The organism is Streptomyces adelaidensis (assembly GCF_016598475.1).
GTDB lineage: Bacteria > Actinomycetota > Actinomycetes > Streptomycetales > Streptomycetaceae > Streptomyces > Streptomyces adelaidensis.
In genome coordinates this window covers 13223-25910 of sequence record NZ_JAEMUX010000043.1, presented here as the reverse complement: position 1 = coordinate 25910, position 12688 = coordinate 13223, and the positions used below count along the sequence as shown (strand labels likewise).

Annotated in this window: 10 protein-coding genes; 6 read left to right on the top strand and 4 right to left on the bottom strand. The window is 71.9% G+C overall.

Annotation, left to right across the window (positions count from 1 at the left end; translation table 11 throughout):
• Positions 1 to 236: 236 nt before the first annotated feature.
• Positions 237 to 875 carry an ATP-binding protein gene (locus I8N67_RS23780; RefSeq protein WP_200305279.1) on the top strand — a complete coding sequence of 213 codons (639 nt, stop codon included), beginning with the start codon at positions 237 to 239 and terminating at the stop codon, positions 873 to 875.
• 253 nt (positions 876 to 1128) lie between these two features.
• The gene (locus I8N67_RS23775) at positions 1129 to 2118 is read left to right on the top strand and encodes a DUF5926 family protein (RefSeq protein WP_200305278.1); all 990 of its coding nucleotides are present in this window, start codon (positions 1129 to 1131) and stop codon (positions 2116 to 2118) included.
• Positions 2119 to 2373: 255 nt separating this feature from the next.
• On the opposite strand, the gene I8N67_RS23770 is transcribed toward I8N67_RS23775, so the two are convergent.
• A complete protein-coding gene (locus tag I8N67_RS23770; protein ID WP_200305349.1) occupies positions 2374 to 2958 on the bottom strand; it encodes a hypothetical protein in 585 nt (194 codons plus the stop codon).
• A 198-nt stretch (positions 2959 to 3156) separates the two neighbouring features.
• Entirely contained in the window at positions 3157 to 3822 is a 666-nt protein-coding gene (locus I8N67_RS23765; protein ID WP_200305276.1) for a bifunctional DNA primase/polymerase, read from the bottom strand.
• A 513-nt stretch (positions 3823 to 4335) separates the two neighbouring features.
• On the opposite strand from I8N67_RS23765, the gene I8N67_RS23760 reads away from it, so the two are divergent.
• Together I8N67_RS23760 and I8N67_RS23755 are read left to right on the top strand one after the other, a co-directional pair.
• Positions 4336 to 5859, top strand: a complete 1524-nt coding sequence (locus I8N67_RS23760; protein ID WP_200305274.1) for a PP2C family protein-serine/threonine phosphatase — start codon at positions 4336 to 4338, stop codon at positions 5857 to 5859.
• 153 nt (positions 5860 to 6012) lie between these two features.
• Positions 6013 to 7488 carry an aminopeptidase P family protein gene (locus I8N67_RS23755; RefSeq protein ID WP_200305272.1) on the top strand — a complete coding sequence of 492 codons (1476 nt, stop codon included), beginning with the start codon at positions 6013 to 6015 and terminating at the stop codon, positions 7486 to 7488.
• Between the two features lie 61 nt (positions 7489 to 7549).
• Here the strand turns inward: I8N67_RS23755 and I8N67_RS23750 are convergent, their stop codons facing one another.
• On the bottom strand, positions 7550 to 8356 hold the full coding sequence (locus tag I8N67_RS23750; RefSeq protein ID WP_200305270.1) for a triphosphoribosyl-dephospho-CoA synthase: 807 nt from the start codon (positions 8354 to 8356) through the stop codon (positions 7550 to 7552).
• 9 nt (positions 8357 to 8365) lie between these two features.
• Complete coding sequence (locus I8N67_RS23745) at positions 8366 to 9307, bottom strand: intradiol ring-cleavage dioxygenase (protein WP_200305268.1); 942 nt, start codon at positions 9305 to 9307, stop codon at positions 8366 to 8368.
• A gap of 398 nt (positions 9308 to 9705) precedes the next feature.
• Between I8N67_RS23745 and fxsA the strand changes: the two genes are divergently transcribed.
• Both fxsA and I8N67_RS23735 read left to right on the top strand, forming a co-directional pair.
• Positions 9706 to 9903 (top strand): FxSxx-COOH cyclophane-containing RiPP peptide, encoded by a 198-nt coding sequence (fxsA, locus tag I8N67_RS23740; RefSeq protein WP_200305265.1) that lies wholly within the window; start codon positions 9706 to 9708, stop codon positions 9901 to 9903.
• Positions 9904 to 10077: 174 nt separating this feature from the next.
• Positions 10078 to 12603 (top strand): FxsB family cyclophane-forming radical SAM/SPASM peptide maturase, encoded by a 2526-nt coding sequence (locus tag I8N67_RS23735; protein WP_200305263.1) that lies wholly within the window; start codon positions 10078 to 10080, stop codon positions 12601 to 12603.
• Positions 12604 to 12688: the final 85 nt, after the last annotated feature.

Below are 12688 nucleotides of genomic sequence, written 5' to 3'. Positions count from 1 at the left end.
CCGATTTCGACAACTCCGAACACGCCGTCCGCCACAGCTCCGAACGCGTCGCTGTTCACATCTGCGAGCACCTCGCCGAGAACCCGCGCCGCCGCCGCGCACTCCGTCCGGAGGTAAGAATTCCGCCAAGTCGGCCGAGCGGTGCCGGAGGACAAGTCCGTACATCAGGGGCGAAATTCAGCCAGTCCATCACGGGGAGCGCACCGGCGCGTTCGGTCCGTGTTCGATCGTTGCGAGTGCGTCAGAGCACATGTGTCGGCCGGTTTCCAGTCCAGTCCAATGGGGCATTCACACCGTGGCGTGGGGCGAAGGAGGTCTCGGGGGTGGCGTTGGTGGTGGCACAGGAGGTGCCCACGTCGTCGAGCATGGCCGTACCCCATGGCCCTGCGGGCGTGGGGGAAGCAAGGCACCGGATGCGCGATCAGTTGCGCGACGGTGGTGTGGCGGAATCGGTCATCGACGACGCCCTACTGATCCTTTCCGAACTACTCAGCAATGCCTGCAGACACGGCAGGCCGCTGGGCGACGCCCTGGCCGGTGACGGCGATGTGCGCTGCGCCTGGCGAGTGGAGCCGCCGGGGCGGCTCACGGTCGAGGTGACGGACGGCGGTGGTCCGACCCGCCCGGTTCCGTCCACGCCCTCGGTCACCGCACACGGCGGCCGTGGGCTGCACATCGTCACGGCACTGGCCGACGACTGGGGCGTGCGCGACGACGCCCGCGGCGAGGTCACGGTGTGGGTCGTCGTCCAGGACGACGTGCACGACATCCAGCACGCCCGCCGCCGGGACGACTTCGCCACCCGCGTCGTCGCCCCGTCCGTCTCCGCCCTCCCCGACCTGGACTTCGCGGACGCGTTCGAGGACATGGACTGACCGAGCGGACGACCAGGAGACCGGGCGCCGGGACGGGCACGGTCTCGGGCGACCGCGGCCGGCCGCGGCCACGACCGGCGACCGCCACAGCCGGGGTCCGCACGACCCGGCCGGTGGCCAGGCCCGCACAAGCTGGCCTGAACCACCGGTTCCGGGACGACTCGGTGCGTTGTCCACAGGGTCCCGTCGGGCGTCGTACGAGCGGCTAGGCTCGCGCCAGTACGAGACGAGCCGTGATCGGGAGACACCCACGATGGCCAAGAAGCGACCCCACACGAAGGCCAAGCGCCCGCAGGGCACCGGCGGAGTCGGCGCCGCCGACGCTGATGGGCAGGTTCCGGTTGTCGGCGCACGCGAGCAATGCCCCTGCGGCAGCGGACGCCGGTACAAGGCCTGTCACGGCCGGGCCGCCGCGCAGGCGGTGACCGAGCTGGTGCAGCGCCCCTTCGAGGGGCTGCCGGGCGAGTGCGACTGGGTCGCGCTGCGCGAGCTGGTGCCCGCCGCGACCGTCGGGCTGAAGCTGAAGGACGCGCTCCCCGAGGGCGTTCCGTCGGTGACGCTCGCCACCGTCCTGCCGATGGCATGGCCCGCGCTGCGCCGCGACGACGGCTCGGTGCTGATCGGCCTGCAGAACGACACGTCGTCGGGCGACATCAGCCGCGACCTCGCCGACACCCTGCGGCGCGCCCTGGTCGCCGAGCCGGGCACTCCGGTTCAGGGACGACGGGCCCCGGCCGACGGTCCCCGGCTCCAGGACCTGCTCGACCCCGAAGGTGAGTTCGAGCCAGTTGTCCACACGGGCTTCGAGTTCTGGGTCCCGGCCACGGACAACTCGACCCCCGAAGTGACCGCTTCCCTGGAGCGCGCCAACTCCGCCGCCATCCCGACCGTGAAGCTCGCGGGCGTAGACGCGGCGTACTGGTGCGAGACCCCGGACAAGAACCACCTGCGGTGGGTCATGCCGCACGCCGAGGAGCGGCTTCTGGACGCTCTGGCGCGGCTGCACGCGGCGGGCGGCGCGGGCCTCGGTGAGGGCACCCGTCTGGTGGGCTCTTTCCGTGCTCACGGCCTCACCGTGCCCGTCTGGGACCTCCCCAGCGGCGTCGGTGCCGACGACATCGAGAAGCCGGCGGCCGAGTTCGCCGAGCGGCTCGCCGCGGCCCTGGCCGACGAGTCCCCGCTCACCGCGGACGAGCGCCGGGCGCGGGGCGGACTCACCAACCGGCAGGTCACGCTCAGTTGACCCACGGGCGTGGCTGACCCGGGCGGTCAGCTGACCGAGTGCGATCGAGATGTGGTGACTCCTGTCACAACTCCCCTACGTGACAGGCAAATTCGTGTCCGAATAGCCGAGATCGAATTTGCGAAGCGCCGATCTCTTGTTACGGTTTCATTAGCCCGGTTGCTGGTGCATCCCCCGTCGCCAGCAACCGGGTCTTTCTCTGCCCGGGGTCCGGAGCGCCTTCGCTGTACGGAACCCCGCTCGGCGTCAACGCCCTTACGAGAGCCGCGAGTTACTCCCTGAGCGCAGCAGCAGTGGTCCGCCACCGTCCGGTGCCGCGAACTCCGCCACGGCCGTGTACGCCCCCGTTCCGCCCCGCGTGCGCTCCCTCGGCGTCTCGCACGCCCCCGGCTCGTCCTCCGCGCCCACGGCGCAGTGCATGCGTACGGTGTGCCCGCCGGGCGCCATCATGCTGAGGACCGAACTGAGCTCCCGTCCGGTCCCGTTGCGGTAGTACGTGCGGGCCCAGGTCTCCTCGCCCTGCGTGAGGACACACGTCTGCGCCTCGATGCCGTCGGGGGAGGTGACTTCGGGGCCGCAGGCGGCGGCGGTGGCCAGCCCCACGCCGAGCAGCGGAGACGACGAGCGCGCCGCGTCGTCCGCCGCCCCGGCAGCGCCCGCACGCTTCTCGTCCGCCGCGCCCGCCTTAGCGTCAGGACGCCCGGAAGACCGCTCGCCGGAAGCCTCTTCGGCGTGCTCGGCGGCACGGTCGGGTTCGGAAGTGAGCGCGCGTTCGGACGTACGTACGTCGCCGAGCGGTCCGGCGGACGCGGCGAGCGGAAGGCCCAGCGCGACCGCCACGGCGGCGGTGAGGCCGATCAGACGGAGTCGGCGCGGATCCGGCCCGCCGCGCGGCGGCTCGGGTACTCGGTGGTTCCGGGGCGGGGGAGCACTGTGGCGGCCGCGCGGCGACGGGGCGCGACGGCCCCCGGGAAGACGCTGCATGTGCGGAACATAACGACCGGCGGGGCCGCCCGGCCCCCCGCGCGCCGGGCGGGCTCAGAACTCGGGCGCGCTCACACCCGTACGAGTGAGGGCGTCGACGACCGCGTCGACGACCGCCTCGACATCGGGCACCCAGGGCGCGGCCGAACCGGGCAGCGGCGCGCGCTCCCAGCGGATCGCACCGTGGCCGGTCTCGGAGGGGGGCAGTGCCAGATAGCCGCCCTCGCCGTGGAAGCGGAGGGAGCCGGGCACGAAGTCCTTGGCGTAGAGCAGCTCGCCCAACTGCTCCATGGAGTACGGCGCGACGAGGATCGCCCAGCGGTGCGGGGCGGCCACGACGGGGCCGAGGCGCATTCCGGTGCGGTCGAGTGCGGCGAGGGCACGGGCGGCGGCCGGGGCCGGCAGGCTCACCGCGCAGGGGGCGCTGCCACCGGTGGCCAGCACGATGGGGGCCGTGGGCCGGTTGGTCCACCACCAGTGGACCATCCGCTCGTCCGTGGTGGCGGCGAGCAGGCCGGGGTCGAAGGGGTGAGCGCCGGGCACCACGCACTCCGGGTCCGGGCAGCCGCAGCGGGCACGCCCCCGCGGGTCCGGCGCCACACCCGGGAGTACGGGCCACTGCCAATCCGCCGCGAACGTCAGGGCCTGCTGGAGCAGCTCGGGCCTCCCGCCGTTGCGCTTGGACAGGAGCCTGCGTCGCCTTCCGGGGATCTCGCGCATGAGCGCTCGTCCTTTCCGTTGCACGCATGGCAACACCGTGGGTCACATCACAACATGTGTCGTTCACTTCACTGTGCGTACCTGCTGGCGCATCACACCCCTGTCGCGAACAAGGGGAGCCCCCATGGGCCGAACTCGGTTACGTCCGCGACCAACGCTTGCATCGACTTGCGTCTGTCAAAAGCATGGGCATGGCGTAGGGGTGGCGGCGCCTGGCGTTTTGCTGTCCCGCGTGTGCTCGCCGCCTCCGCCACGGGAGGATGGGGCTCGGTCGTCGGTGGATAGGACGCCCGGGTCCGTCGCCAGGTTCCGGGTGGCTCCCGCCACCCCTGGTCTTCACCGAGTACGTACCCATCACGACCGCTGTGACGCTCTGTTGAACGAGGCCAGTCGACCTCAATACACCGTTCACCACAACACTTTTTGGCCAACTTTCCTTTTTCCAGAGGACTGGACAAGAAGTGGACATACGTCCAACAGCACCTCACAGACACCAGATATCCCGGCAGGACAATGCTGGACATCTCCTTACGAGTGCGTGTACATGTGGAGACACTGCTAGCGGCGCAGAATGACATGGGGGTTTGCGATGCTTTTCAGCAATACGCACCGGTCGGAAAGCCGGACACCATGAACGCCCCTCACCCTCCGAAAGTGGCTGGAATCGATTCAACGGTTCCCTCCCCCGCACACACTGTCGCGCCCGCGCCAGCCGCCCCGTGCGCCCCGTCGGGCGCTACCGCCACAGAACCGGGCACCGCTCCCGGGGCCGTTCTGCAGGACCGACTCGCGGGCTGGGTCTCGGATCTCACGACCCTGCACGAACTCACCGAACGCCTGACCCGCACGGATGCGCTCGACAGTGCCCTGAAGGAAGTCCTGCACGCCGGAGCCTCCCTCGTCGGCGCCCGCCGCGGTCTCCTCGTCCTGGAGCCGGGCGACGGACTCGGCCCGGACACCACGATCGGTCTCGGCCTCGGCCGCGCCGACCTCGGGCACATCGAGACCGTGCCGCGCAGCTCCCTGCCGTACGGCCGCATTCTCGACGGGCTGCCGGGCGGTGACGGAGAGATCGCCCAGCCCGATCTGTTCGCCGAGGACGGACTCCACCCCCGCCACCGCGAGGTGGCCGCCCGGCTCGGATACGCGGCGAGCTACGCGCTCCCCCTGTCCGCCGGGACCGCAGGCCGGCTCGGCGCCGCCGTATGGCTGTACGACGAGCCCGCGGAGCCGGTCGAGCGGCAGCGGCACCTCGTCGGGCTGTACGCGCGGCACGCCGCCGAGCATCTGGCGCGGCTGGTCGAGGTCGAGCGCACGCGCGCGTGCATGGCCACGATCTCCGAGGAACTGCTCCCCTCCCGGCTGCCCCGCGTCGCCGGCGTCCAGCTCGCCGCCCGGCACCGCACCGGACCGCGCGGCGGCGGCGACTGGTACGACGCGCTGCCGCTGCCGGACGCCGCGCTCGGCCTCGCGGTCGGATCGGTGACCGGGTCCGGGCCCAGCGCGATCGCCGCGATGGGCCGGCTGCGCGCCTCGCTGCGCGCGTACGCCGTGATGGAGGGCGAGGACCCCGTCGCCGTCCTCTCCGACCTGGAACTGCTGCTGCGCCTCACCGAACCGGCCCGCTCCGCCACCGCGCTCTTCGCGTACTGCGAGCCCGCGCTGCGCAAGATCACGCTGGCCGGGGCCGGGCACAGCCCGCCGCTGCTGATCGGCGGGCGGCGCACCGAGTACGTGGAGACGTCCCTGTCGGCGCCGCTCGGCATGCTCGCCTGCTGGGAGGCGCCCAGTGTCGAGCTGACCGCCGAACCAGGAGAAACCGTCCTGCTCTACACCGACGGCCTCCTCCAGCGCACCGGCGAGACCGTCGACCGCGCCTTCGCCCGGCTGCACGCGGCCGCGGCGGGCGTCCCCCGGGCGCTGCGCGCCGACCCCGGCGCCGTCGCCGACCACATTCTGCGGACCGTCCTGCCCGACAGGCTCGACGAGACACGCGGCGCGGAGGACGTGGTGCTGCTGGCGGCACGGTTCGAGTAGAGCCCCGGCAGGCCTCCGTTACGGCCTCCCGCCGGGCTTCGCGGCCGCTCCCGTGTAAGGGATCGGTGACCGGCGGTAAGGGGGGCCGCTCGGCCCTGGGCGCCCATCGGTACGACCGTACGATGGACGGGGTCCAGTGCCGTACCAAGGAGGATGACCGTGGCGGACGAGCTCGAACCGGCGAACCCGGAGACCGAGGCGACCGAAGCCGAAGAGCCGATCAAGCGGCGCAAGAACGGCCTGTACCCGGGCGTGTCCGACGAGCTGGCCGAGAACATGAAGTCGGGCTGGGCCGACACCGAGCTGCACGGCCTGGAGCCGATCGCGCAGGCCGCGGAGACCGCCGCCCGCCGCGCCGCGCTCTCCGCGCGCTTCCCGGGCGAGCGCCTGGTCATTCCCTCGGGCAACCTCAGGACCCGCTCGAACGACACCGAGTACCCCTTCCGGGCGTCGGTCGAGTACGCGTACCTCACGGGCAACCAGACGGAGGACGGCGTACTCGTCCTGGAGCCGGTGGCCGGGGGCCACGAGGCGACCATCTACCTGCTGCCGCGCTCCGACCGCGAGAACGGCGAGTTCTGGCTCTCCGGCCAGGGCGAGCTGTGGGTCGGCCGCCGCCACTCGCTCACCGAGTCGGAGACGCTGTACGGCATCCCGGCCGCCGATGTGCGCGAGCTGACGGACCGGCTGCGCGAGGCCACCGGCCCGGTCCGGGTCGTACGCGGCTACGACGCCGGCGTCGAGGCGGCGCTCACCGACAAGGTCACCGGCGAGCGCGACGAGGAGCTGCGGGTCTTCCTCTCCGAGGCGCGGCTGGTCAAGGACGCGTTCGAGATCGGCGAGCTGCAGAAGGCGGTCGACTCGACCGTGCGCGGCTTCGAGGACGTCGTACGCGTGCTGGACAAGGCCGAGGCCACGTCCGAGCGCTATATCGAGGGAACGTTCTTCTTGCGTGCCCGGGTCGAGGGCAACGATGTCGGCTACGGCTCCATCTGCGCCGCGGGCCCGCACGTCACCACGCTGCACTGGGTCCGCAACGACGGCCCGGTCCGCGCCGGCGACCTCCTCCTGCTCGACGCGGGCGTCGAGACGCACACGTACTACACCGCCGACGTCACGCGCACGCTGCCGGTCAACGGCACGTACAGCGCGATCCAGAAGAAGATCTACGACGCCGTGTACGACTCCCAGGAGGCCGGTATCGCCGCCGTGCGGCCGGGCGGCAAGTACCGCGACTTCCACGACGCCGCGCAGCATGTGCTGGCCGAACGGCTGGTCGAGTGGGGGCTCGTCGAGGGGCCGGTGGAGCGGGTCCTGGAGCTGGGGTTGCAGCGCCGGTGGACGCTGCACGGCACCGGGCACATGCTCGGCATGGACGTCCACGACTGCGCTGCCGCGCGCGTGGAGTCGTACGTCGACGGGACGTTGGAGCCGGGGATGGTGCTCACCGTCGAGCCCGGCCTCTACTTCCAGGCGGACGATCTGAGCGTGCCCGAGGAGTACCGGGGGATCGGTGTCCGTATCGAGGACGACATCCTCGTGACGGAGGACGGCAACCTCAACCTCAGCGCGGGGCTGCCTCGGCGGTCGGACGAGGTCGAGGTGTGGATGGCCTCGCTGAAGGGCTGACCCTCCGGGTGCCTGGCGGTCTTCGTCCGCGGGTGCGTGGGGGCTGGTCGCGCATCATCCCCTACAGCGCGTCCGCGAACAGCGCTCCGGCCAGCAAGGACCCGCTGCCCCGGGGGCTCCAGCCCCGTCCCTGGAGGTCCGTGTCGAGGCTCGTCAGGGCCTCGACACCCGCATCCGTCGTCGTACCGCCCGCGTCGAGGATCGCGCGGGCGCCGGCCTGGACGTGGCGGAGGCCGTGGGGGCCGGCGGTGTAGAGCAACTCGGTGTCCTGGAGGGTCGACATGACCGTGACCAGGGCGTCGAGGCGGGCGTACGGCTCCGGTGTGCCGGCGGTGCGGGCCTTGGCCAGAACGTCCAGGGCCCGGCGTACGTGGGGGAAGCCGGCGCGGGCCTCGCCCCGGGCGCCGGCCGCCCCGTACTTGGCGGAGACCGAGGAGCCCCGGGAGGGGCGCCGGGGTGCCCGGCGGTCGGGGTGGGCGGCGATCTTCTTCGCGATGGCGGCGAGTTCGCGACCTCGGGCGCCGGGTTCCATGGCCGCCGCGGCGACCAGCAGCCCGAGCACCCAGGTGGCGCCGCGATGGCCGCCCCCGGCGAGTTGCATCGAGTGTTCGGTGCAGCGCCCGATCGCGCCGAGTTCGGCGCGGAGTTCAGGGGTCGCCGCGCCGTTGCGGCGGGCGCAGGCCGCCATCGCCGCGAGGCCGGGAACCAGGGCCTTCGCCGACCAGCGCAGGGCACGGTGGTCCCGCCGGGTGACCCGGGCGTCGAGGTCGCGCGGGTCGGGCAGGCCGGGCTTGGGCGTCAGTTCCAGCTGCCAAGTGAGCGCGGCCACCGCGGCCCACGCCAGCTTCTCGTCCTCGCGGCTGTTCATGGCCGTACCCTACGAGGCCGACTCGGAGGCGGTGGCGGTATCGGTCGGGGCGTCCGTCGGGGGCTCGCCCGAGGGGGGCGTACCGCCCTCGCCGCCACCGCCACCGCCGCCGGCGCCGGTGTTCTCGGCGTCGGGGTCGATGCCGAGGGTGAGGAAGCCCTTGTAGCCGCGGGCCGGGTCGGCCTTCTTCACGGCCTTGAGGGTGAGCAGGCCGCTGGAGGCGCCGCCACCGTCGTAGACCATGTCGTTGTCGAGGGTGGTGTAGCTGCCGCTGTGCCGGGAGTACGGCTCAAGGGTGAAGATCTCCTGGGCGATGTCGTCGTCGAAGAAGAACTGGCCGGTGAAGTTGACCTTGCCGCCCTCGTAGGTGCCGTCCTCCTTCTCGCCGCCGGTGTGCACCTTGACGTGGATGTGGCAGGTGCGCGGGGTGTACCAACCGGGGAAGATGGTCTCGAACTTGACGACCCCGTTCGCGTTCGCGACCTGATAACCGCGGAGGTACGTGGCATCGTCGGCGGTCGAGCCGTCCTCGCTCTCGGCGGGCGCCGAGCCGCCGGGATTTGCGGTGGTGTAGCCGGAGTAGTAGCCCCAGGCGTCGCAGTGCCAGATCTCCACGGCGGCGCCGGGGACCGGGGTGCAGCCGTCGGTGGCGTCCACCATCGTCAGGCGCAGCGTCAGCGGGACACCGCTCTTGCCCTCGGTGATGTCCTTCCGGACCAGGGCGCCGTCCAGGTAGTACGGGCCCTCGGTGACGCTCGACATCAGCGTCATGCACTCGCTGGTGGTACTCGTCGCGGTCGCCGTGGCCGTCGCCTCGGCGGCGCTCGTCGTCTCATCCGCGAACGCCGACTGGTATCCGGTGACCGCCAGCCCGCCGGCGGCGACCGTCCCTCCGGTCACCACGAGAGCGCGGCGCCGCGTGATCGTTTTGCTCTTGTGGTTTCCCGTCATGGCAGTGAAGGTAGGGACGCAGTCCGTCAGGGGGCTGGGGTGTGGCTGTGAGCGGGCTGAGAGTGCTGAGAACACTGAAGGCCGCCGCGTGGCGGTCCGTTTCCCTCAACTGCCGTGTTCCCGCCTTGTGATGAGACGGTTCTCACGTTTGCCGACCTGTATGCGGACGAGGCTTGTGTTGCCGTCCGAAGCAGCTCCCGGCGTCGGCTATGTTCTGGTCGCGATCAGTGGCTGACCGAACATTCGGCACCGTTCGTCCAGCTTGCCGCTAACTTCTTCCGCGGTCGGCGCTCCAGTGAGCAATTCCTGTCGTCATGTGATCCATTGAGCCGCAAGACTTCGTAACTCCGTAACTCCGCAACCCCGTCAGTTTCCACGTACAGATTGATGAGGTCTCCATGAACGCATCCCTCGACCCCACGGCCGCAGAGGCAGGGACTACGGCCGCCGTCGGTCCGGAGCGGGTGTCCTTGGTGCAGTTGGCGGCGCAGAGCGGCGGCGCGTTGTCACCCGCGCTGACGCGTGCCGTGTCGAACGGTGTCGAACGGAAGGGGCCGGGGAGGGTCGCGGTGGCGGCTTTCCAGTCGTCCGTCTGACTCGCCTGAACCGTCTGACTCGCCTGAACCGTCTGACTCGTCCGGCGGGTCTGACCTGTTCGACCGCTTGATCCGTCCGATCCGTCCGATCCGTTCAGTCCACTCGATCCACTCGATCCGCCCGATCCGTCCGACCGTCCCGTGCCTCCCCAGCCGAGGAAGGACAGCACCCGCATGACTGCCACGGGGCGACCGCTCCTGCCGCTACGCCAGTTCGTGCTGAAGATGCACAGTCGCTGCGATCTCGCCTGCGACCACTGCTATGTGTACGAACACGCGGACCAGAGCTGGCGCGGTCGCCCCGTGGTGGTGTCGGACGAGGTCCTGAGCACCACGGCGGACCGTATCGCCGAGCACGCGACGGCGCACGGCCTGGACGCCGTGCACGTCGTGCTGCACGGCGGGGAGCCCCTTCTCGCCGGACGCGCCCGGCTGCGCAGGGCGGCCGAGGCGCTGACGGCCGCCCTCGACGGGGTGTGCGCGCTGGACCTGCGGATCCACACGAACGCCGTCACGCTCGACAGGCGGTTCCTGGACCTGTTCGCGGATTTCGGCATCAAGGTCGGCGTCTCGCTGGACGGTGACCGCGTCGCGAACGACCTGCACCGCCGCTACGCGGACGGGCGCAGCAGCCACGACCGGGTGCTGAGGGCCGTCGGCCTGCTCAACCTGCCCCACTACCGGCACCTCTTCGCGGGCATCCTCTGCACCGTCGACATACGCAACGACCCCGTCGCCGTCCACGACGCCCTCGCCGAACTCGCCCCGCCCCGCGTCGACTTCCTCCTCCCGCACGCGACCTGGGACGAGCCCCCGTCGCGCCCGGCCGACGACACCGACGGCACGGCGTACGCGCGCTGGCTGCTGGCCGTCCACGACCGCTGGACCGCGGCCGGCCGGCCGATGGAGGTCCGCGTCTTCGACTCCGTCCTGCGCACCCTGCGCGGTGGCAGCAGCCTCACCGAGTCTCTGGGGCTCACCCCGGCCGACCTCGCCGTGATCGAGACCGACGGGACCTTCGAACAGGCCGACTCCCTGAAGACCGCGCACGACGGCGCGCCCGCCACCGGCCTTGACGTGTTCGCCCACTCCCTGGACGACGTGGCCGCGCATCCGGGCATCGTGGCCCGGCAGCAGGGCCTCGCCGGGCTCGGCGCGCAGTGCCGCGCCTGCCCGGTGGTGACGTCCTGCGGCGGTGGCCTCTACGCCCACCGGTACCGGTCCGACTCCGAGGGCAGCGGATTCATGAATCCGTCCGTGTACTGCACCGATCTGCTGCGCCTCATCACCGACATCCGGGACCGTCACATGACCGACCAGCCCGACCAGCCTGTACGTCCCCTACGACCCGTACGACCCGCGTCGCCCGTCGAGGCCGGTCGGCCCGCGCTCGACGACCACCATCTCGACGAGCTGGCCGGCGGTCTCGGCTCCGCCCCCACCGTGGAACTGCTGGCCGGCCACCAACTGGCGTTGTCCCGCGAACTGTTGGGCCTGGTCTGGCACGAGACACCGCACAGCGCACTCGGCGAGGCCGCCTGGGACACGCTGACCACCCTGGACCGTGAGGCTCCGCAGGCGGTGGACAGGGTGCTGGCCCACCCCTATGTACGGTCCTGGGCCCTACGGTGCCTCCAGGGCGACGGGGACGCCGCCGCCGGGAACGCCATGCGCGGGGTCGCCGAGATCGCGGCGGCCGCCGCGCTGCGCGCCGGGCGCACGGACCCGGTCACCGTGCCCGTCCACGACGGGACCTTGCGACTGCCGACGCTGGGCGCGCTGACGCTGAGCGACGCCGTCGAGCGGGTCGCGATACGGGCGGACGGTGGCGGTGACGGCGATGGTGACGGTGACGGCCTCGGAATCGGGTTCGGCCTCGGCCTCGGCCTCGGCCGCTTCACGGTCCTCGTCGACGCGGGCGGAGGCAGCGGCGGGACTCGTGCCGTGGCCGGCCAGGGCGGCAAGGGCCCCGCCTGGCGGGGGAGTCGGGCGTACGAGCTGGACGGCTGGTCCGTCACCCTGGAGGACACCGATCCCTGGCGGGACTGCCACGGGCATCCGGCGCACCCCCGGCTCACGGAGGGCGAGGCCGAGGCGTGGCGGGCCGACCTGACCGCGGCCTGGGCCTGGATCCGCCGCGAACTGCCGGGCTACGCACCTGGGATCGCCGCCGCGCTCCGCGTGATCACCCCACTCCGGCCCTCTCCGGAGAACGCCGACATCAGTTCGGCGGCCCGCGACGCCTTCGGCGCGGTGGCCATCGCCCGGCCGGCCGCGCCGGAGACGCTGGCGCTGCTGCTCGTCCATGAGTTCCAGCACGTGAAGCTGGGGGCCGTACTCGACCTGACGGACCTTTACGACCCGTCCTGCGAGCGCCTGTTCTACGCCCCTTGGCGCCCCGATCCACGCCCCCTGGAAGGTCTGCTCCAAGGAACGTACGCGCATCTCGCCGTGGTCGACTTCTGGCGGGCCCGGTGGCGGAGTGGGGGCGGGACCGAGGCGGAGGAGCGGTTCTCGCGGTGGCGGGACCAGACGGCGGAGGCCGCGCGGACGCTGGCGGAGTCCGGGGCGCTGACGGCGACCGGGGAGCGGTTCGTCGCGGGGCTTCGGGGGGCGTTGGCGGGGGACGAGGTGAGCGCGGGTGCCCGGCGGGCGGCGCGGCGAGTGGCGGCGGAACACCGGCGGGTTGTCCGGCCGTAGATCCGTGCTCCTTTGCCGGCCGTGAGTCCGCTTCCTCGGCTGTCGGCCGTGAGTCCGCTTCCCCGGCTGTCAGCCGTGAGTCCGC

Bases quoted from the DNA above. Each gene is read 5' to 3' on its own strand.
- fxsA (WP_200305265.1), top strand. From the start codon at position 9,706: ATGAACGCATCCCTCGACCCCACGGCCGCAGAGGCAGGGACTACGGCC.
- I8N67_RS23755 (WP_200305272.1), top strand. From the start codon at position 6,013: ATGACCGTGGCGGACGAGCTCGAACCGGCGAACCCGGAGACCGAGGCG.
- I8N67_RS23735 (WP_200305263.1), top strand. From the start codon at position 10,078: ATGACTGCCACGGGGCGACCGCTCCTGCCGCTACGCCAGTTCGTGCTG.
- I8N67_RS23765 (WP_200305276.1), bottom strand. From the start codon at position 3,822: ATGCGCGAGATCCCCGGAAGGCGACGCAGGCTCCTGTCCAAGCGCAAC.
- I8N67_RS23750 (WP_200305270.1), bottom strand. From the start codon at position 8,356: ATGAACAGCCGCGAGGACGAGAAGCTGGCGTGGGCCGCGGTGGCCGCG.
- I8N67_RS23760 (WP_200305274.1), top strand. From the start codon at position 4,336: ATGCTGGACATCTCCTTACGAGTGCGTGTACATGTGGAGACACTGCTA.
- I8N67_RS23775 (WP_200305278.1), top strand. From the start codon at position 1,129: ATGGCCAAGAAGCGACCCCACACGAAGGCCAAGCGCCCGCAGGGCACC.
- I8N67_RS23745 (WP_200305268.1), bottom strand. From the start codon at position 9,307: ATGACGGGAAACCACAAGAGCAAAACGATCACGCGGCGCCGCGCTCTC.